This window comes from Campylobacter concisus, assembly GCF_003048775.2.
Classification (GTDB): domain Bacteria; phylum Campylobacterota; class Campylobacteria; order Campylobacterales; family Campylobacteraceae; genus Campylobacter_A; species Campylobacter_A concisus_I.
This window is the reverse complement of sequence record NZ_CP049272.1, coordinates 1,668,884-1,688,790: the sequence shown is the minus strand read 5'-3', so window position 1 is coordinate 1,688,790 and position 19,907 is coordinate 1,668,884. Positions and strand designations below refer to the sequence as shown.

The 19,907-nt window shown below is 39.8% G+C and carries 14 protein-coding genes, 2 tRNA genes and 3 rRNA genes; 13 read left to right on the top strand and 6 right to left on the bottom strand.

Going from position 1 to position 19,907, the window contains the following annotated elements:
* Positions 1-291: 291 nt before the first annotated feature.
* Positions 292-1,260, bottom strand: a complete 969-nt coding sequence (locus tag CVT17_RS08425) for a putative transporter (RefSeq protein WP_103641008.1) — start codon at positions 1,258-1,260, stop codon at positions 292-294.
* 108 nt (positions 1,261-1,368) lie between these two features.
* Between CVT17_RS08425 and CVT17_RS08420 the strand changes: the two genes are divergently transcribed.
* Positions 1,369-1,815, top strand: coding sequence for a DUF411 domain-containing protein (locus CVT17_RS08420; protein ID WP_084109804.1), 447 nt, complete (start codon positions 1,369-1,371; stop codon positions 1,813-1,815).
* Between the two features lie 44 nt (positions 1,816-1,859).
* Here CVT17_RS08420 and CVT17_RS08415 read toward each other — a convergent pair whose 3' ends face one another.
* Positions 1,860-3,173 carry a sodium-dependent transporter gene (locus CVT17_RS08415; RefSeq protein ID WP_085658562.1) on the bottom strand — a complete coding sequence of 438 codons (1,314 nt, stop codon included), beginning with the start codon at positions 3,171-3,173 and terminating at the stop codon, positions 1,860-1,862.
* Positions 3,174-3,374: 201 nt separating this feature from the next.
* Between CVT17_RS08415 and CVT17_RS08410 the strand changes: the two genes are divergently transcribed.
* The 3 genes from CVT17_RS08410 (at position 3,375) to CVT17_RS08400 (ending at position 6,341) form a co-directional block, all read left to right on the top strand.
* Positions 3,375-4,685, top strand: coding sequence for a hemolysin family protein (locus CVT17_RS08410; RefSeq protein WP_223154498.1), 1,311 nt, complete (start codon positions 3,375-3,377; stop codon positions 4,683-4,685).
* A 240-nt stretch (positions 4,686-4,925) separates the two neighbouring features.
* Complete coding sequence (locus tag CVT17_RS08405; protein WP_107770864.1) at positions 4,926-5,771, top strand: fumarate hydratase; 846 nt, start codon at positions 4,926-4,928, stop codon at positions 5,769-5,771.
* A gap of 9 nt (positions 5,772-5,780) precedes the next feature.
* Complete coding sequence (locus CVT17_RS08400) at positions 5,781-6,341, top strand: Fe-S-containing hydro-lyase (RefSeq protein ID WP_107858996.1); 561 nt, start codon at positions 5,781-5,783, stop codon at positions 6,339-6,341.
* A gap of 32 nt (positions 6,342-6,373) precedes the next feature.
* Here CVT17_RS08400 and CVT17_RS08395 read toward each other — a convergent pair whose 3' ends face one another.
* Positions 6,374-6,847 (bottom strand): cysteine permease, encoded by a 474-nt coding sequence (locus CVT17_RS08395; protein ID WP_084041562.1) that lies wholly within the window; start codon positions 6,845-6,847, stop codon positions 6,374-6,376.
* Positions 6,848-6,943: 96 nt separating this feature from the next.
* On the opposite strand from CVT17_RS08395, the gene CVT17_RS08390 reads away from it, so the two are divergent.
* The 7 genes from CVT17_RS08390 (at position 6,944) to CVT17_RS09615 (ending at position 13,686) form a co-directional block, all read left to right on the top strand.
* On the top strand, positions 6,944-7,318 hold the full coding sequence (locus CVT17_RS08390; protein ID WP_107770866.1) for a RidA family protein: 375 nt from the start codon (positions 6,944-6,946) through the stop codon (positions 7,316-7,318).
* A 448-nt stretch (positions 7,319-7,766) separates the two neighbouring features.
* Positions 7,767-9,277: ribosomal RNA gene (locus CVT17_RS08385) — 16S ribosomal RNA — on the top strand.
* A gap of 94 nt (positions 9,278-9,371) precedes the next feature.
* Positions 9,372-9,448 (top strand) — tRNA-Ile (locus CVT17_RS08380).
* A 12-nt stretch (positions 9,449-9,460) separates the two neighbouring features.
* Positions 9,461-9,536: transfer RNA gene (locus CVT17_RS08375), tRNA-Ala, on the top strand.
* A 326-nt stretch (positions 9,537-9,862) separates the two neighbouring features.
* A 23S ribosomal RNA gene (locus CVT17_RS08370) occupies positions 9,863-12,766 on the top strand.
* Positions 12,767-12,899: 133 nt separating this feature from the next.
* Positions 12,900-13,018 (top strand): 5S ribosomal RNA (gene rrf, locus CVT17_RS08365).
* The 16S, 23S and 5S rRNA genes sit together here with 2 tRNA genes alongside, the layout of an rRNA operon.
* A gap of 224 nt (positions 13,019-13,242) precedes the next feature.
* A complete protein-coding gene (locus CVT17_RS09615; protein ID WP_107770208.1) occupies positions 13,243-13,686 on the top strand; it encodes a ComEA family DNA-binding protein in 444 nt (147 codons plus the stop codon).
* Between the two features lie 149 nt (positions 13,687-13,835).
* Here CVT17_RS09615 and CVT17_RS09395 read toward each other — a convergent pair whose 3' ends face one another.
* From CVT17_RS09395 to CVT17_RS08350, 3 genes are read right to left on the bottom strand one after another with little or no spacing between them, the layout of a single operon-like run.
* Positions 13,836-14,099, bottom strand: coding sequence for an Rrf2 family transcriptional regulator (locus CVT17_RS09395; RefSeq protein WP_230853334.1), 264 nt, complete (start codon positions 14,097-14,099; stop codon positions 13,836-13,838).
* Positions 14,099-14,443 (bottom strand): hypothetical protein, encoded by a 345-nt coding sequence (locus CVT17_RS08355; RefSeq protein ID WP_107858938.1) that lies wholly within the window; start codon positions 14,441-14,443, stop codon positions 14,099-14,101. Before CVT17_RS08355 ends, CVT17_RS09395 begins: the two co-directional genes overlap by 1 nt.
* A 3-nt stretch (positions 14,444-14,446) precedes the next feature.
* Positions 14,447-15,769: an NFACT RNA binding domain-containing protein gene (locus CVT17_RS08350; protein ID WP_107858978.1), complete on the bottom strand. Its 1,323-nt coding sequence runs from the start codon at positions 15,767-15,769 to the stop codon at positions 14,447-14,449.
* 231 nt (positions 15,770-16,000) lie between these two features.
* Between CVT17_RS08350 and CVT17_RS08345 the strand changes: the two genes are divergently transcribed.
* Positions 16,001-18,118 carry a TonB-dependent siderophore receptor gene (locus CVT17_RS08345; protein ID WP_107858939.1) on the top strand — a complete coding sequence of 706 codons (2,118 nt, stop codon included), beginning with the start codon at positions 16,001-16,003 and terminating at the stop codon, positions 18,116-18,118.
* 84 nt (positions 18,119-18,202) lie between these two features.
* Complete coding sequence (gene leuC / locus CVT17_RS08340; protein ID WP_107770556.1) at positions 18,203-19,468, top strand: 3-isopropylmalate dehydratase large subunit; 1,266 nt, start codon at positions 18,203-18,205, stop codon at positions 19,466-19,468.
* Positions 19,469-19,907 lie beyond the last annotated feature (439 nt).

Genomic DNA, 19,907 nt, shown 5'->3' with positions numbered 1-19,907 from the left:
GTGCGCCAGCACGATTGCATGCCACTCCTAACGTGCGAGGGGTTTAGGGGATTCAAAAAGGGGGATAAGGGGACGGCTTCGTAATTCAAGTCCCCTTGTCTCCCTTTTAAATAAAAAGAAATTTACGAATTTAATAAAGCTATTTTACAAATTTTAAAATTCCATTCACTCGCAAGAATTGACTACTAAAATTTGGCTTCGCTTATAGCTTAGCTCAAATTTTAGAGCCGAAATTACTCGCTCATGAAATTTTAAAATTTACTAGAGTTTATTTGGTATGTAAATTTACGCTTATGCCTTATAGTTTATATTTCTCTCAAATTCTCTCAAACGTTTATTTACAGATCTTAGCTCTGTTATCGTCGTCCAGTTGTCGATAAAGACGCTAAAACTCTCTCTAACTTGAGAAAAAGCATTGCTAGCTTGTATAAGCACACCAAGCGTTATAACGCCGCTAAATAGGCCATTTCCCATGATGACATAAGGTACGATTACAAGAATTTGTGAAAAAGAGATGAGCCAAAGGTTAAAGTAGCCATAGTGCAAAAATAGTTTGTAATAATTTAACTTTACGCCCGTAAAAAGCTCTAGCATGATGTTTGGCTGACAAAATTTAGACTTATCATCTTCGCCGTAAACCAGCTCTTTTCTAAATGCCGCTTCTGCTTTTTGGTTGTTATACTCGATATGTGGGAGTTTAATGCCCACAAACCACGAAATAATTAAGCCACCAATGCTAATTATTAAAGCGATATAAACAAGCGAGCCCTCGATATCTTTGATATAAGGCAAACTTACGCTCTTACTTAGCTCCCAAAGCACTGGTATAAAGGCAATTAGCGTCATGATCGCCCTTAAAACCTGCACACCAAGGCTTTCCATTATTTTGGCAAAGCGGTAGACGTCTTCTTGGATACGCTGCGAACTGCCTTCGATGTCACTTTCGCAGTTTTGCCAAAATTTTAGATATCTAAACGTCATCGCCTCTCTCCAGCGAAAGACCCAGTGGCTAGCAAAAAACGAGATCACAGTGTAAGTCACGACATAAGGCATAGCGATTTTTATAAAGTTAAAAATTTCTCGCCAAAACTCACTTACATCATGATCTTTTGAGTTTTGCACGATGTCGTAGAAATTTTTATACCACTCGTTTATACGGACATTTAGGTGCGTTTGATAGACAAGAAGCAAGATGATAAATATCGCTCCGCCATAAGCCCAGAGTGCCCATTTTTTATCTTTAAAAAATGATGAAAACATAAAGTGCCTTTTATAAATTTTGGCGAATTATAGCAAGCAATATTAAGCATTTATATAAAATTTAAATGTGAGCTATATCATTTTGCAAATTTTACGTAAAGGAAAATGATGAAGAAATTAGCATTTTTGGCTCTTGGCTTTTTTGCAACACTTGTGTTCGCGGCTGATATGAAGGTCTATAAAAGCCCAACTTGTGGATGTTGTACTAGCTGGGGTGAGGCGATGCAGAAGGCTGGATTTAGCGAAGAGGTCATAAAAGTAGATGATATAGCTAAAGTTAAGAAAGAATTTAACGTGCCGCTAGAGCTTTCAAGCTGCCATACAGCAATTATCGATGGATATATCATAGAAGGTCATGTTCCAGCCGATGAGGTAAAGCGCCTACTAGAGCTTAAGCCAAAAGATGTAGTTGGTATCGCAGTACCTGGTATGCCGATGGAGAGTCAAGGTATGGAGCAAGGCAGTAAAGCCGAGCAATACGATGTTATTTTATTTAAAAAAGATGGCTCACAAGAAATTTTTGCCACTTACATCGGCACAAAAAAACTAAGATAACTTCAAAAATTTTTAAATTTAGCTCATTTTTTGACGAGCTAAATTTAAAAAGAAATTCCCTTGCTTACAGCAATAATACAAAGTAAAAATGTTAGCGGGACGTAGATAAATTTGCCTACAAAATACCAGAAATTACCATAAGATTTATTTGCTCCAGAATTTATCTCGTCTAAAATTTCTTCTTTTTTAATAATCCAAAACCAAGAAATAGCACCGATTACCGCGCCAATTGGGATGATATAGATCGACACAAAGTCCATCCAAGGCCCCCAACTGCTAATAGGCTCCATAAATGCTCCTATGCCAAAGCAAACTGCACAAAGTAGCGTGAGTGTCCAAAATCTACTAAGAAACGGAAATTTATGCATTAGTGACTCGGCGACTACTTCAAACATATTTTGAAGCGAGGTGATACCGCCAAAGATAACAGCTGTAAATAAAATAATGGCAAAAATTTGTCCACCGATCATATTTTGTAAAATTTTTGGAAGCGTTACAAAAAGTAGCTTTGGACCTTCGGCTGGATCCATAGCATAGGCGAAGACCGCTGGGATCATAACAAGAGCCGCCACAAGAGCTGCGATAGTATCAAAAAAGGCCGTTGTTTTAGCACTTTCAACGATATCTTCATCTTTTGAAAGGTACGCTCCATAAACTATCATGCCAGATCCTGTGATAGAGAGTGAGAAAAAGGCTTGACCCATCGCAGAAACCCATACCATCGGGTCCGCAAGCTTACTAAAGTCAGGAATAAAAAGGAATTTATACCCATCAAATGCATTTGGTAGCATCGCGACATTTATAGCCAAAATGCTAAATAATACAAAAAACAGTGGCATCATTATTTGATTTGTTTTTTCGATACTTTTTGCCCCAAAAAATAGTGTAAGAAGCGTGCCAACAACGATAATAAAATGATAAGGCAAGACTGAGTAATCTTGAAGTGCAAATGAGTTAAACCAAACGTTCGTATCAACGCTCATAAATGAGCCAGTAAGCGCCTGAGTAAGGGCTTTTAGCACGTAAGCGATGATGACTGCGTAGCCAATAGCTATGCAAAGTGAGCCAGCAAGCGGAAGCCAGCCAATAATACTGCCAAATACGCCTAAATTTCTACTTTGCCAAGCATATTTATATGATCCAAGCGTACCAGTTTTTGCACGTCTACCGATCGCATACTCCGCACTTAGGCCAACATATGAAAAAAGAGCTATGAAAAAAACATAGATGAGCAAAAACGCCGCACCGCCATTTGTGCCAAGTTTATAAGGAAAGCCCCAGACATTTGCCATGCCAACTGCTGATCCAACACAGGCCAATATAAATGCCCAACGCGATGAAAAATTCTTTTTGCTCATTGTAAAATCCATAAATTTAGTGATGAAAATAATGTTATCAAAATATGATTTAAGAACTTTTTATAAATCTTAAATTTAAGAAATGTTGTTACTTTTGAGCGCGATTAATTTGACCGCTAAATATAAATTCGCTATAATCAGGCAAAAATTTTTAACTCTTAAGGATCATAATTGAACCCCAGTAGCGATAATTCGCTTTTAATGGTAATACTTGCCATTGTATTCATTTTACTAAATGCCTTTTTTGTTTTATCAGAATTTTCTCTTGTTAAAGTTCGTAAGTCTAGACTTGAAGAGCTTATCAAAGAAAAAAAACCAAACGCTCAGCTTGCCTTTGAGATGTCAAACAAGCTTGATACTTATCTTAGTGCTACTCAGCTTGGTATCACACTAAGCTCACTTGCTCTTGGTTGGATCGGTGAGCCAGCAGTTGCAAGACTTATAGAAGCACCGCTTAAAAATTTCTTCAACTTTAGTGATATCTTAGTTCATACGGTTGGTTTTGCGATCGCATTTACGCTTATTACGCTACTTCACGTTGTAATGGGCGAGCTTGTGCCAAAGTCAGTTGCTATCGCAAAGGCTGAGACTTCAGTGTTAAAAATCGCTCGTCCTCTTCACTTTTTCTGGGTGCTATTTTCCCCTGTAATTAAGCTTTTTGATATTTTAGCGACCATTGGACTTAAAATTTTAGGCATCCAGCCAGCTAAAGAAAATGAGCTAGCCCACTCTGAAGAAGAGATAAAAATCATCGTTGGTGAGAGCTTAAAGGGCGGCGTGCTTGATAGTTTTGAGACTGAGATCATTAAAAATGCAGTTGATTTTAGTGACACAGTCGCAAAAGAGATCATGACGCCAAGACGCGATATGATCTGCATAAATAAACAAAAGAGCTTTGAAGAGAATTTGCAAGTTGTATTTGAATCAAAATATACTCGCTTTCCTTATATAGACGGCTCAAAAGATATTATTTTGGGCATGATACATATTAGAGATATTTTGCAGCTCCACTTTAGCAAAGATAAAGAGAAGAGTTTTGACTCAATTGTTCGTAAATTTGTCATCGTGCCTGAGAGCCTTTCTATTTCAAAAGTGCTTGTAATGATGAATAAAGAGCAAATTTCAGCAGCACTCGTAGTCGATGAGTATGGCGGCACAGCCGGACTTCTTACGATGGAAGATATAATGGAAGAGGTGCTTGGTGATTTTAATGACGAGCACGATGAAGTCGATCAACACTATAAAAAGATAAATGACAATATTTATGAATTTCAAGGCAGATATGATCTAGAGAGCGTTGAAGAGGTTCTTGGTATAAGCTTTGACGAAGAGACAGATCAAGTTACAATCGGTGGATATGTCTTCAACCTAATCGGTCGTTTGCCAGTAGTTGGGGATAAGATCGAGGATGAAAACTGCTACTACGAAGTAAGAAAGATGGATGGAGCCAGCATATCACGAGTCAAAGTTAGAAAAAAGATAAAAAATGATGAGGAGAGCATTCAATCTTAAATTTATGTATTTATGGCTTAAATAAGCCATGCTATGTAAATTTCTATCAATATTGTGATGCTCTAGACTCAATTTTGTCACCACTTATTTCATTAAATTTGTTTTAGACAAGTATTCTAGTTGTAGTCAAGTAAATAAACTCATATAAATTTTTTTCGAGTAGATATCCAGCAGGAAAATTTAATCTTAAATTTTAATATAGTTAATATAATTAAAAATTGTTTTTTACGAGGAGTAAAGATGAAAATAATAAATGTAAAAGATATAAGAGAAGTCGTTGCTAAGCTTTGCAAACAGGCCTGTTATGTTGTGACGCCAGATTTAAAGGCTGCTTTTACAAAGGCTCAAAGTAGCGAAAGCTCGTCACTAGGCAAAGACATTTTGGGCAAAATTTTACAAAATGCTAAGCTTGCGGAAGAGGGCGTTGCACCTATCTGCCAAGACACCGGTATGACGGTTGTTTTTGTGCAGATCGGCCAAGATGTGCATATTGAGGGTGGATATATTGAAGATGCGATAAATGAGGGTATTGCGGAAGGCTACACTGAAGGCTATCTAAGAAAGTCAGTCGTTGCTGAACCACTTTTTGAAAGAAAAAATACCACAAACAACACTCCAGCTGTCATTCACACTAGGATCGTGCCAGGAGATAAGCTAAAGATAAAAGTAGCTCCAAAAGGTTTTGGTAGTGAGAATAAATCAGTTTTAAAAATGCTTGTACCAGCTGATGGTATAGAGGGTGTAAAAAAAGTCTTTTTAGAGGCTGTAAAATACGCTGGACCAAATGCCTGTCCTCCACTAACAATAGGCGTTGGCATAGGCGGTACGATGGATAAGGCAGCACTTTTGGCAAAAGAAGCGGCAGTTCGTTCAGTCGATAGTAAAAATTCTGATCCAAGATATGCCAAATTAGAAGATGAGCTACTAGAGCTTGCTTGCAAAACTGGTGTTGGTCCTCAAGGACTTGGTGGTGACACCACTGCTGTTAAAGTAAATGTCGAGTGGTATCCAACCCACATAGCAGGTCTTCCTGTTGCTATAAACATCAACTGCCACGCTGCACGCCACGCAGATGCCGAGCTTTAAGGAGAAAAAATGTCAGAAGTAAAAAGAATAACAGCACCATTTGATAAAGAGGTGGCAAAAAGCCTAAAAGCAGGCGACAACGTCCTAATATCAGGCACTATCATAGCAGCTCGTGACGCTGCACATAAGGCACTTACTGAAACATTGGCACGCGGCGAAAAACTACCAGTTGAGCTAAAGGGTGAGACTATCTACTACGTCGGACCAACTCCAGCCAAGCCAAATCAAGCTATCGGTGCAGCAGGCCCAACAACAAGCGGCAGAATGGATAAATACACCCCAACTATGATAAATGAAGTTGGTATAAATGGTATGATCGGTAAAGGCTACAGGAGTGACGCAGTAGTCGAGGCTATGAAAAAATCATGCTGTGTTTATATGGTTGCTATCGGTGGCATCGGAGCGCTCATTAGCCAAAGTATCAAAAAATATGAAGCGCTGGCTTATCCAGAACTAGGACCAGAGGCAGTTGCTAGGCTTACAGTTGAGGATTTCCCAGCAATAGTTGCCATTGACTGCGAAGGTAATAACTTCTATGAAGTCGGTCAAGCACCTTACAAAAAGATATAAATTTATCCCGCTAGCAAGCTAGCTAGCGGACTTTAGTAATATCCAAGACACATCGTTTCAGTTAATTTTATGCGTTTTTCAAATGGAGCAGGTGAGAAAAATTTGCATTTTTCAATATAAATTCTATAAGAATAGCTAAGATTAAAATCATCATAAAATTTCTTCAAGTCTATAAATTTGATACCGCAAATCTCATAAAATTTAAAGAGCTCGTATATCTTAGAGCCATTTTTTGCTACAAGATGAGATGGAGCAAGCGAAGTAAAAGAGCAAAATACGCCTGTTGGAATAAGGCCATTTAAAGGTGTGCAGGTTTTTATAATGTTTTGAAATTTGACTGGAATGCTATTTTTTCTAAGAAAAACTATTCTTGAGTTTTCAAATTTAGCACTTATGACATTTTTCCAAAAAAGATAAGCATTTGATGAGATGCCGGCATTTTTAGCTAACTCAGCACCGAGTACATAATCATCTAAAAACTCATTTGGTGCGAGTATATTTTGCATCTTCATCCTTTTGAAATTTTGTCCATTATAGCTTTTGGAGACTAAAAATTTAGAAAATTTATAGTAGGATTTTAAAAAATTTCAAAAGGAGAAAATATGAAAAAACAAATCTCAACAAAAAAAGCTCCACAAGCGATTGGGCCATATTCTCAAGCTATTAGCGCAAATGGATTTTTATTTATCTCAGGTCAGCTTGGTGTCACACCAGCGGGTGAGTTTGCAGGTAGTAGTGTAGAGGCCCAAGCTGAGCAATCACTTGAAAATTTAAAAAATATCTTGGCTGAAGCAGGACTTACTTTTGATAATGCTGTAAAGACTACAATATTTCTAGCAGATATGGCAGATTTTGTTAAAGTAAATAATGTGTATGCTAAATTTTTTAAAGAGCCTTATCCTGCTAGAAGTACAGTAGCTGTTAAGACCTTGCCAAAAGACGCACTTGTGGAAATAGAGCTTATTGTAGCTTATTAATAACATTATATAAAAGTTATACACATATTTTAATATTTAATATAATGGAGAGCAAAACTCTCCAAAATTATACTTCAAAAACTAAACCCTATAAACCCACTAATAAAAATACACAATTTAAATTTTTAAAACATCCAACAATTTTTTCTCAAATTCCCTAATTATTTCAACTATCTTTAAGTATTACTCGTATATAATTCCAGCTCACGAAACGAGAAACCACCTTTAACTTCATTGGTTAATAAAGCCTTTTCTTTTTATCGTTGTTCTTTTAATTTACAATTGTTAAACTATTAGTCAATCTTTGAAATCTAAACAAGTGATCGATTGAGCCAGTCTATTATTTTATAATTATAATAGATTAGACAAACTAATAAATAAAACTAAAAGTTTTTTTGATTAAAAACTTCATAATAAAATCCTATCAAATAAATTTTGCTAGGTAATTAATATGGAGAGTTTGATCCTGGCTCAGAGTGAACGCTGGCGGCGTGCCTAATACATGCAAGTCGAACGGACAAGTAAGAGCTTGCTCTTATGAGTTAGTGGCGCACGGGTGAGTAATGTATAGCTAATCTGCCCTACACTAGAGGACAACAGTTGGAAACGGCTGCTAATACTCTATACTCCTGTCTTACATAAGTTAGATAGGGAAAGTTTTTCGGTGTAGGATGAGGCTATATTGTATCAGCTAGTTGGTGAGGTAATGGCTCACCAAGGCTATGACGCATAACTGGTCTGAGAGGATGATCAGTCACACTGGAACTGAGACACGGTCCAGACTCCTACGGGAGGCAGCAGTAGGGAATATTGCTCAATGGGGGAAACCCTGAAGCAGCAACGCCGCGTGGAGGATGACACTTTTCGGAGCGTAAACTCCTTTTGTTAGGGAAGAACAATGACGGTACCTAACGAATAAGCACCGGCTAACTCCGTGCCAGCAGCCGCGGTAATACGGAGGGTGCAAGCGTTACTCGGAATCACTGGGCGTAAAGGACGCGTAGGCGGATTATCAAGTCTCTTGTGAAATCCTATGGCTTAACCATAGAACTGCTTGGGAAACTGGTAATCTAGAGTGAGGGAGAGGCAGATGGAATTGGTGGTGTAGGGGTAAAATCCGTAGAGATCACCAGGAATACCCATTGCGAAGGCGATCTGCTGGAACTCAACTGACGCTAATGCGTGAAAGCGTGGGGAGCAAACAGGATTAGATACCCTGGTAGTCCACGCCCTAAACGATGTATACTAGTTGTTGCTAAGCTAGTCTTGGCAGTAATGCACCTAACGGATTAAGTATACCGCCTGGGGAGTACGGTCGCAAGATTAAAACTCAAAGGAATAGACGGGGACCCGCACAAGCGGTGGAGCATGTGGTTTAATTCGAAGATACGCGAAGAACCTTACCCGGACTTGATATCTAACAAATCATCTAGAGATAGAAGAGTGTCTGCTTGCAGAAATGTTAAGACAGGTGCTGCACGGCTGTCGTCAGCTCGTGTCGTGAGATGTTGGGTTAAGTCCCGCAACGAGCGCAACCCACGTCATTAGTTGCTAACAGTTCGGCTGAGCACTCTAATGAGACTGCCTTCGTAAGGAGGAGGAAGGTGTGGACGACGTCAAGTCATCATGGCCCTTATGTCCGGGGCGACACACGTGCTACAATGGCATATACAATGAGAAGCAATATCGCGAGATGGAGCAAATCTATAAAATATGTCCCAGTTCGGATTGGAGTCTGCAACTCGACTCCATGAAGCCGGAATCGCTAGTAATCGTAGATCAGCCATGCTACGGTGAATACGTTCCCGGGTCTTGTACTCACCGCCCGTCACACCATGGGAGTTGATTTCACTCGAAGCCGGAATACTAAATTAGTTACCGTCCACAGTGGAATCAGCGACTGGGGTGAAGTCGTAACAAGGTAACCGTAGGAGAACCTGCGGTTGGATCACCTCCTTTCTAGAGTACATATAGATATTCTCTCACAAGATATCTATAAGAAAGATATTCTCAATCATCCTTGTTTAGTTTTGAAAGATTGATAGACCTATAGGGGCCTATAGCTCAGCTGGTTAGAGTGCACCCCTGATAAGGGTGAGGTCACAAGTTCAAGTCTTGTTAGGCCCACCAGAGAATTTAATTGGGGAATTAGCTCAGCTGGGAGAGCGCCTGCTTTGCACGCAGGAGGTCAGCGGTTCGATCCCGCTATTCTCCACCATAAAATAGTTTAACTATATTAAGTCTAATTAGAGAGCTTAAAAATTAAACTTTCTAATTAGACTTTTGTCTAAATGTTCTTTTAATTAATATTGTTAATAGTCACAAGCAAGTTTTAAAAACAATTTTACAGGACTTGTTAAAGATTTAAATTTCTATTCTCTTTGCATTTAATGCAAAAGTTTGACATCACAATCTATTTAGGATTTAAAACTTATCTAAATAGTAGTCAATGCTTTCCGTCTTGAGAGCTGGGATTTAAATTTAGTAACATAAAGTTATCTTTAACAAGGAAGTGATGCGAATTAGAATAATCTAATATAGAAAAGGTAAGCTACAAAGAGCAAGTGGTGGATGCCTTGGCTAGTAGAGGCGATGAAAGACGTGCCAGGCTGCGATAAGTCTCGGGGAGCCGTCAAGGGGCTTTGATCCGGGAATTTCTGAATGGGGCAACCCAGTTAAGCGCGAGCTTAACTACCTAATATGGAGCGAACGAGGGGAATTGAAACATCTTAGTACCCTCAGGAAAAGAAATCAAAAGAGATTACGCTAGTAGCGGCGAGCGAACGCGTAAGAGGGCAAACCGTTAGTTTACTAACGGGGTTGTAGGACTGCAATATAGACTAAACTTAGCTAATAGAATAATTTGGAAAGATTAAGCATAGAGGGTGATACTCCCGTATATGAAAGCTTTGTTTTACTTAGCAGTATCCTGAGTAGGGCGGAACACGTGATATTCTGTCTGAAGCTGGGTAGACCACTATCCAACCCTAAATACTACTACTAGACCGATAGTGCACAAGTACCGTGAGGGAAAGGTGAAAAGAACTGAGGTGATCAGAGTGAAATAGAACCTGAAACCATTTGCTTACAATCATTCAGAGCCCTATGATTTATCAGGGTGATGGACTGCCTTTTGCATAATGAGCCTGCGAGTTGTGATGTCTGGCAAGGTTAAGGAAACCCGGAGCCGTAGCGAAAGCGAGTCTTAATAGGGCGTTTAGTCAGACGTTGCAGACCCGAAACGATGTGATCTATCCATGAGCAGGTTGAAACCGGTGTAAGAGCCGGTGGAGGACCGAACCCGCTAGCGTTGAAAAGCTATGGGATGACTTGTGGATAGGGGTGAAAGGCCAATCAAACATCGTGATAGCTGGTTCTCTCCGAAATATATTTAGGTATAGCGTCATGTAGTAACACTAGGGGGTAGAGCACTGAATGGGCTAGGGCATACACCAATGTACCAAACCCTATCAAACTCCGAATACCTAGTGTGTAATCATGGCAGTCAGGCGGCGAGTGATAAAATCCGTCGTCGAGAGGGGAACAACCCAGACTAACAGCTAAGGTCCCTAAATCTCATTTAAGTGGAAAACGATGTGGAGTTACTTAAACAACCAGGAGGTTGGCTTAGAAGCAGCCATCCTTTAAAGAAAGCGTAATAGCTCACTGGTCTAGTGATTCTGCGCGGAAAATATAACGGGGCTAAAATGAGTACCGAAGCTTTAGACTTAGTTTTACTAAGTGGTAGGAGAGCGTTGTATTTGCGTTGAAGGTATACCGGTAAGGAGTGCTGGAGCGAATACAAGTGAGCATGCAGGCATGAGTAGCGATAATTGGGGTGAGAATCCCCAACGCCGTAAACCCAAGGTTTCCTACGCGATGCTCGTCATCGTAGGGTTAGCCGGGTCCTAAGCAAAGTCCGAAAGGGGTATGCGATGGAAAATTGGTTAATATTCCAATGCCAACTATAATGTGCGATGGAAGGACGCTTAGAGTTAAGCAAGCTAGCGGATGGTAGTGCTAGTCGAAAGGTGTAGGTTAAGATTCAGGCAAATCCGGATCTTTTTAAGCCGAGACCCCACAGGCGTTTGAAGTTCTTCGGAATGGATAGCGAATTGCCGATACTGTCGAGCCAAGAAAAGTTTCTAAGTTTAGTTATAGTTGCCCGTACCGTAAACCGACACAGGTGGGTGGGATGAGTATTCTAAGGCGCGTGGAAGAACTCTCTTCAAGGAACTCTGCAAAATAGCACCGTATCTTCGGTATAAGGTGTGCCTAACTTTGTTAAGGATTTACTCCGTAAGCATTGAAGGTTACAACAAAGAGTCCCTCCCGACTGTTTACCAAAAACACAGCACTCTGCTAACTCGTAAGAGGATGTATAGGGTGTGACGCCTGCCCGGTGCTCGAAGGTTAATTGATGACGTTAGCTCTGCGAAGCGTTTGATCGAAGCCCGAGTAAACGGCGGCCGTAACTATAACGGTCCTAAGGTAGCGAAATTCCTTGTCGATTAAATATCGACCTGCATGAATGGCGTAACGAGATGGGAGCTGTCTCGAAGAGGGATCCAGTGAAATTGTAGTGGAGGTGAAAATTCCTCCTACCCGCGGCAAGACGGAAAGACCCCGTGGACCTTTACTACAGCTTGACACTGCTATTGGGATAAAAATGTGCAGGATAGGTGGGAGGCTTTGATCCATAGACGCCAGTTTATGGTGAGCCATTGTTGAGATACCACTCTTTTTTATTCTGATAGCTAACTAGCTTGAGTTATCCTCAAGTAGGACAATGTCTGGTGGGTAGTTTGACTGGGGCGGTCGCCTCCCAAAATGTAACGGAGGCTTACAAAGGTTGGCTCAGAACGGTTGGAAATCGTTCGTAGAGTATAAAGGCATAAGCCAGCTTAACTGCGAGACATACACGTCAAGCAGAGACGAAAGTCGGTCTTAGTGATCCGGTGGTTCTGTGTGGAAGGGCCATCGCTCAAAGGATAAAAGGTACCCCGGGGATAACAGGCTGATCTCCCCCAAGAGCTCACATCGACGGGGAGGTTTGGCACCTCGATGTCGGCTCATCGCATCCTGGGGCTGGAGCAGGTCCCAAGGGTATGGCTGTTCGCCATTTAAAGCGGTACGCGAGCTGGGTTCAGAACGTCGTGAGACAGTTCGGTCCCTATCTGCCGTGGGCGTAAGAAGATTGAGGAGAGTTGACCCTAGTACGAGAGGACCGGGTCGAACCAACCACTGGTGTACGAGTTGTTCTGCCAAGAGCACCGCTCGGTAGCTATGTTGGGATGTGATAACTGCTGAAAGCATCTAAGCAGGAAGCCAACTCCAAGATGAATCTTCTTTTAAGAGCTCATATAGACTATGTGTTTGATAGGCTGGGTGTGTAATGGATGAAAGTCCTTTAGCTGACCAGTACTAATAGCTCGTCTGCTTATCTTTTTATAAGCATCACTTCCTTGTTAAGGATAAAAACTTAATAAGATATGTTTTTGCAAAACTTTGTTTATGACTTTTAACTTTATCAAGTAGTGTTAAATAAGAGATTTATCTAATATATCTTTTATTTAACACTGCCCGTGACTATACAGACGAGGAAACGCCTTGCTCCATCTCGAACCAAGAAGCTAAGCTCGTCCTGGCTGATGATACTCTCCCTTACTGGGATGTTGGAAAAGTAGGTCGTTGCGGGCTTTGTTAATTTTTAATCTTCTTTGTCTAAACAATTATCTTTTAAAATATTATTTCTTAATTTATAACAAAATATCAAATCTTATATTTATTTATTTTTTAAATAATCAGACTTTTTATCTCTATGTTTATAAATATCTTTTAGCTTATGCTCTTTTATGCGAGTATTGACTAAAAACACCAAATATGATAGACTCCAAACCCAAATTTACCCAAAAAGGACAAAAATGAAAAAGATTATATTCTCACTATTAGCAGCAGCTTCTACATTACTAGCAGCCATAAATTTAAACACCGCCACAAAAGAAGAGTTAATGAGTTTAGATGGTATAGGATCTTCAAAGGCAGATGCAATAATAGAGTATAGAAAAGCGAATAAATTTAACTCAATAGAAGACATAAAAAATGTAAATGGTATAGGCGACAAGACATTTGAAAATTTAAAATCAGATATATCAGTATCAGGCACTACAAAGATAGATGACACAAAATCAAAAATAAAATCTAAAAAAGATGAGATAAAAGAAAAAGCAAGTAAAAAGAGTGATGAAGTAAAAGAGAAAAAAGATAGTGTTAAAGACGATAGTATAAAAGAGATAAAAGATAAGAAAGAAAAGCTAAAAGATAAAGCACAAAAGAGTAAAGCTAAAAAAGAGAAAAGCAAAGAGTAATAAAATCTAGAAATTTATAAAAATTCCTACATAAAGATACATAAAAATAGTTAGGAGCGCATAGCGTTCCTAATAAATAAAATAGATTGATTTTTTATATATCAGCCTACTTTTTAAATCTTATAACTTAATCTGCTTACTTTTTAAGTTTACAAATTAATAAGTTCATCTAATAGATCTTGTAAAGTAATGCTTCTTAAACTATCCTCTAAAGCTTCTTGTGCTTTTAGGAGGGGGGTGGTTAAGAGACCTTCGATCTTGCTACCAAGCGGGCAGGCTTTAGGTGAGTCAGAGTGGATCTTGAAAAGTTTTTCTTTATTATTTACTGCGTTAAAAATTTGAAGGAGGGTTAGATGTTGGGGAGTATCACTGACTTGAGACGTGGTGTTTGTGGAGCTGGGGTGTTTAGGCATCAAATAGTTATGTCAAGCGTATGATGTTCGCTAGGCACTATTTCCTCATTATCTGCTATATCGTCCAAATTTTTTTCGTCACTATCTCTTGAATTTTGTTTTTCGCTCTCAAACCCACTTGTTTCTTCTTCGCTTTTTTGGCGTTCGTGCTCCTTTTCAGGGTCTATTTTATAAGACTCTTCCATCGGACGCACCTCTTTGATCTCTTCACTTTGTTGTGTAGCAAGCTCAGCTGCCATCAAAGATTGCATATCAAATCTGGCTTGTTGATTTGCATGCACTTGCGATACTACTGGGGCATTTTGATTTATAAAGTTACTATTTCCTAAAGGTGTTACAGCCATTTTTTAGCCTTTATTTATGATGATAGTTTTATAGTTCGTATAAGTGACATTTGCGCCGTTTTCACGCTTTAAATTTTCACGCTTAGTATAGTCTACCTCGTACCTGCCAGCTCCCTTTACACTAAATTCCACGCAGAATTTAGCTGCCATTTCTAGCACATCTTCTGGCACTTTGCTCTTGTTTGTCTTGATGATGACGTGAGCGCTTGGGACGTCTTTTAGATGAAGCCAGATGTCGTCTTTTTTGGCTAGATCAAGTAAATTTATATTGCCTTTTTCGTTTCTGCCAACTAAGATTTTAAACTCTCTGACATAGAAAATTTCAGCATTTTCGCTCACATCTTTTATCTGGCGCTCTCTTTGTTTTGCCTTGTTTTTTGGGCTTAAAATTTCAAGCTCATAAAGACTGCTCGCTTCTTTTAAGAGAGACTTTAATCCTTCAAAAAACTCTATTTTTTCTTTCAAATTTCTCTTTTCTATATCTACACCAATGGCTTTTGCACGAAATTTTTTTGATCTTGTGTAAAACTCATTTGCACTATTTTTTGGTGTGTCGCCAAGAGTTAGTTTTATATCGTTGCCATCAAAATCTTTCAGACAAATTTCCCTCTCATAGCCCTTAAAATTTCCCAAATTTGCAAGCAAAAGCGATCCTAAATTCGAAGCTTCCTCGCTTTTTTTCATTAGTTCATCTTTGTCTTCAAGTGAGTTTAAAATTTCGCTCATGCTATCTATCTTTTTTTGCACGCTTGCAAGCTTCGCCTCTTTTAAGCTAGCTATCCTGGACTCATTTACTCTAGCTGCTTCGCTTTTAAAAAACGCTTCAAAGTCAGTTATGGGTTCGCACGGTTTTTCTTTGATGGTGATAGCTGGAAGCTCTCTTAAAACTTCGCCAGTTTCTATCTTTCGGTAGCTATTATCGATATGTCTTAACGCCTCGATTATTACGTTATTTTCATCAGTTATTACAGCATTTGTAAAACGCCCAGTAAATTCAAGATAGAGGATAAAATTTTCACTTTTATATGAGCCACTTTGCGTACAAATAAATTTTAAAATTCTATTATCTTTTAAGCATTCAACGCTTTTTATATGCGAGGCGTTAAAGCGCTTTTTTAGCACATTATCAAAAGGCGCTTGATAAATTTTTGCCTCTTTTTGCTCATCGTCTTTATAAATTGCAGAGTTTGATTTATTTAGGTCAAAAATGATCTTTTCGCCATTAAATTCGATTAAAATGGTCATATCATTAATGCGTTTTGCTTGGTTTATCTTTGTAAAATTTGATAAATAACTTGCTATTTGAACTAAATGTGCGTACTTCATGCTAAAGATTATATCAGAAATGTTGCAAAAATGTTTTAACAAAAGCTTCATCGCTCTTTGTGACAGAATAGTAAAAATCTGTTTTTATGGTCTTGTTTTTAATTTTAAAAATGCTTCATTTGTAATGTTATTGAAATATAAATTTTTCGTAAATTTTTTCATAAAAATTTAAATTTTGTTTATATATAATGATAACCGTTTTTATAATATTAAAATTTTAAGGAATAATAGATGAATAAATTTCGCATTAGTGCGGTACTTTGTTTTGCTATTTCTGCTTTAAATGCTGCTGATGTAAGCTTAGATGGCATCAGCATTGAAGATAGCGCAGACGATGGCTACAGAGCCACAACGAGTGAGGTGGGTAAGACAAATACGCCTATTTTGGAGATCCCGCAGACGGTAAACGTCGTGACGCAACAACAGCTAAAGGATAAAAAACCCGAGACTCTAGCCGAAAGCCTTCAAAACGTGAGCGGCATTAGCTACGGCAACACCACGGGCGGTATCTTTGACTCGATCATAAAAAGGGGATTTGGCGGCGGACGCGACGGCTCGATCATGCGAAACGGCGTACCGGCTAGCGTCATGCATAGCTTTAATAAAACCGTAGAAAGTGTCGAGGTGCTAAAAGGCCCGGCTAGCTTGCTCTACGGCGCGCAAGAACCTGGCGGCATCATAAATATGGTTACCAAAAAGCCAAAATACGACTTCTCAAACGAAATTTGGGCGGGCATCGGCAACCGCAACTACTGGAATACAGGCTTTGATACCACAGGGCCTATTGCGGAGAGTGGATTTGCGTATAGATTTATATTTGATACGATGCAAAAGGACTACTGGAGAGAGTTTGGCGAATATAAAAACGTTCTCTTTGCACCATCACTTTCGTATAAAGGTGACGACTACCGCATAAATTTGGCCTATGCGCGCACACACTCGACCGATCCGATCGACCGCGGTATGTATCTCATTCCAAGCACTGGAAAACTACTACCCATAGATAAAAAAAGACGCCTTGACGAGCCATTTAATAAGCTAAAAACAAAGCTTGACACGCTAGATGTAAATTTCGAGAAAAATCTCGGTGAAAACTGGCTACTAAAGGGCGCTTACGCGTTTTCTCGCTCAAAGCACGAATACGGTCATATCAGGCTAATGAACGTAAATTTAAATACGGGCGTTGCGGCTAGACGAAACGAGGCGTATGACGGATTTATCCACCGCACGCATGCTGGATCACTAAATTTAAACGGCTATGTTAAAACAGGTGAGATAGAACACAACTTGCTCTTTGGCATCGACGCAAAGGAGTACTACCGCTATAGACCAGGCGGCCTAAAAGATACGGGTAACCACTTAAGCATAAACATATATCATCCTATCTATGGAAGAGTAGGACTACCAACTGCCAGGGAGTCAAGCATCCAGTATCAAAAGCTAAAAACTATCGGATTTTACGCACAAGATAGCATAAATTTAACTGAAAACTTAATCTACTCTTTAGGAACTAGGTATGAATACTACGACCAAGTAGCTCGCGGCACAACTAGTGGACCAAATAGCACAGATCAGCAAGATGGTAAATTTACGTGGCAAACTGGACTTTTATATCTACTAACGCCTCAGTGGTCTGTTTATACCAACTACGCGCAAAGCTTTAGCCCGCAAATGGCGATCAGCGGCGACGACATCGGCGACATAAAGCCCGAAGAAGGCAAAAGCATAGAGCTGGGAACTAAATTTCAAAACGATAGCATAACGGCTAGCGCGGCGGTTTTTAATATCAATAAGAAAAACATCATGCGCACCGTAAATAGCGTGAGTACGCCAGTGGGCGAGGCGCGCTCTAGAGGATTTGAGTTTGACTTTAACGGCCGCGTGACACAAGGGCTAAGCGTGGGCGCTAGCTACGCGTACACTAAAACCGAGGTGCGCAAGGATAGCGGAGCGTTTGCCGTGCTAGTGGGCAAACCGCTAGAAGCTACGCCAAAGCACCAAGCCAGCCTCTTTGCCAACTACGACTTTAGCCACCTAGGCGTAAAAGGTCTAAGGATCGGCGGTGGAGCTAGATATTTTGGCTCGTGGTATACATACTATATGAGGACAAATTTATCTGCCGTACCAGCAGGAACGGCATTTAAGATGGATAGTGCAGTTGTTTATGATGCTTTCATCAGCTACGATACCAAGATCGCGGGCTACGAGACAAATTTCTCGTTTAACGTCAAAAACTTGACCGACAAGCTTTATTATACGTCCTCATCGACCGGCACGCAGGCTAATATCATACCGATACAACCGGGCTATGCTCGCCAGTTTATGCTAACAGCTAGCGTTAAATTCTAAATTTACTAGGCCTTTTGGCTTAGTAAATTTTCTTTAAATTTAGCAATTTTCGTTAAAATCGCCTCAAAAATTTAAAGGAAATTTATGAAACAAACTATTACCGAGAAAATATTTTCAGATCACGTTGGCAAAGAGGTAAGCGCAGGAGAGATCATCGAAAGTAAGATCGATATGATCATAGGCAACGACATCACGACGCCTATTTCGATCAAGCAGTTTGAGCGAAGCGGTGCTAAAAAGCTAGCCAACTCAGACGGCTTTGCCATCGTTATGGATCACTACATCCCGACAAAGGACATCCTAAGCGCAAATCAAGCTAAAATTTCACGCGAATTTGCCTACAAACACGACCTTAAAAACTATTTTGATGAAAAAGATATGGGCATCGAGCACGCGCTTTTGCCTGAAAAAGGGCTAGTCATCCCAGGCGACGTCATCATCGGCGCAGACAGCCACACCTGTACGCACGGCGCTCTTGGAGCGTTTAGTACTGGCATGGGCAGCACCGACCTAGCTTATGCGATGATCACTGGCAAAAACTGGTTTAAAGTGCCTGAGAGTATCAAAGTCGTCTTTAGAGGCAAACTTGATAGGCACGTTTATGGCAAGGATCTTATCCTTGAGATCATCCGCCAAATAGGCGTTGATGGCGCACTTTACAAGGCGCTTGAGTTTAGTGGCGAGGTGATAGACGCTCTTAGCATGGATGATAGATTTTCAATGTGTAACATGGCGATCGAAGCTGGCGCAAAGAGCGGTATCATCGCGGTTGATGAGATCACAAAAGAGTTTTTAAAAGATAAAAATTTACGCGATAAACCAAAATTTTTCTACTCAGACGAGGGCGCAAAATATGACAAAATTTTAGAGATAGATGTCACAAACCTCGATCCAGTCATCGCATATCCATTTTTGCCAAGCAACGGCAAGAGCGTAAGACAGGCGGTTAGTGACGATCTAGCTATCGATCAGGCATTTATCGGCTCATGTACAAATGGCCGTCTAAGCGACCTTCGCATCGCAGCGCAGATCCTAAAAGGCAAAAAAGTAGCTCGCAAGACAAGGCTCATCATCACTCCAGCGACACAAAAGATCGCAAGAGCTGCCGAGAAAGAGGGCTTAATCGACATTTTCATCGAAGCAGGAGCAGTTGTGAGTAACCCAACATGTGGAGCTTGTCTTGGCGGATATATGGGAATTTTAGGTGCAAATGAGCGCTGTATCTCGACGACAAATAGAAATTTTGTCGGACGTATGGGCGATAGAACGAGTGAAATTTATCTAGCCAACTCAGCAGTTGTAGCGGCTTCAGCCATAGCAGGTAAAATCGCCGATCCAAGGGACTTATAGGCGTTAGCTTTTAAGTATCTTTGAATGAGTTAGAAATTTTCACACTTCGATAAACTAGATGTTTTATCCTGTGTGAAAAGTTTCGTCACAACATCCAAATCTATCTTGGAATCTTGCCACCCGATTTGTTTATATAATTAAATAAATTTTGAAAGCGCCTCGTATCGCGAGTGTTTTTAACGGAGCTAATAAAAATTTAGCTCAATAGACTAAATTGTCTTATCTTTGCTAAATTTTTATGTCGCTTCTGCTTGTAGTTGCGACCGCAAGGGGCACAAAGTCCTTAACCCATCTCACGATACTTTGCCTTACGTTTTTGACAAGATTTGACAAATTTTTATGAAATTTTTATTTCAATATCTAGTTTTATTTGTGAAATATTAAAGAAATTTGAAAGTATTTGTATGGATTAATTTAACCGGTAAATCCCGCTATTTTT

What these genes read in the sequence shown, in the direction of transcription:
- CVT17_RS08425 (WP_103641008.1), bottom strand. Translation starts at nt 1,260, where the DNA reads ATGTTTTCATCATTTTTTAAAGATAAAAAATGGGCACTCTGGGCTTAT.
- CVT17_RS08420 (WP_084109804.1), top strand. Translation starts at nt 1,369, where the DNA reads ATGAAGAAATTAGCATTTTTGGCTCTTGGCTTTTTTGCAACACTTGTG.
- CVT17_RS08415 (WP_085658562.1), bottom strand. Translation starts at nt 3,173, where the DNA reads ATGAGCAAAAAGAATTTTTCATCGCGTTGGGCATTTATATTGGCCTGT.
- CVT17_RS08410 (WP_223154498.1), top strand. Translation starts at nt 3,375, where the DNA reads ATGGTAATACTTGCCATTGTATTCATTTTACTAAATGCCTTTTTTGTT.
- CVT17_RS08405 (WP_107770864.1), top strand. Translation starts at nt 4,926, where the DNA reads ATGAAAATAATAAATGTAAAAGATATAAGAGAAGTCGTTGCTAAGCTT.
- CVT17_RS08400 (WP_107858996.1), top strand. Translation starts at nt 5,781, where the DNA reads ATGTCAGAAGTAAAAAGAATAACAGCACCATTTGATAAAGAGGTGGCA.
- CVT17_RS08395 (WP_084041562.1), bottom strand. Translation starts at nt 6,847, where the DNA reads ATGCAAAATATACTCGCACCAAATGAGTTTTTAGATGATTATGTACTC.
- CVT17_RS08390 (WP_107770866.1), top strand. Translation starts at nt 6,944, where the DNA reads ATGAAAAAACAAATCTCAACAAAAAAAGCTCCACAAGCGATTGGGCCA.
- CVT17_RS09615 (WP_107770208.1), top strand. Translation starts at nt 13,243, where the DNA reads ATGAAAAAGATTATATTCTCACTATTAGCAGCAGCTTCTACATTACTA.
- CVT17_RS09395 (WP_230853334.1), bottom strand. Translation starts at nt 14,099, where the DNA reads ATGCCTAAACACCCCAGCTCCACAAACACCACGTCTCAAGTCAGTGAT.
- CVT17_RS08355 (WP_107858938.1), bottom strand. Translation starts at nt 14,443, where the DNA reads ATGGCTGTAACACCTTTAGGAAATAGTAACTTTATAAATCAAAATGCC.
- CVT17_RS08350 (WP_107858978.1), bottom strand. Translation starts at nt 15,769, where the DNA reads ATGAAGTACGCACATTTAGTTCAAATAGCAAGTTATTTATCAAATTTT.
- CVT17_RS08345 (WP_107858939.1), top strand. Translation starts at nt 16,001, where the DNA reads ATGAATAAATTTCGCATTAGTGCGGTACTTTGTTTTGCTATTTCTGCT.
- leuC (WP_107770556.1), top strand. Translation starts at nt 18,203, where the DNA reads ATGAAACAAACTATTACCGAGAAAATATTTTCAGATCACGTTGGCAAA.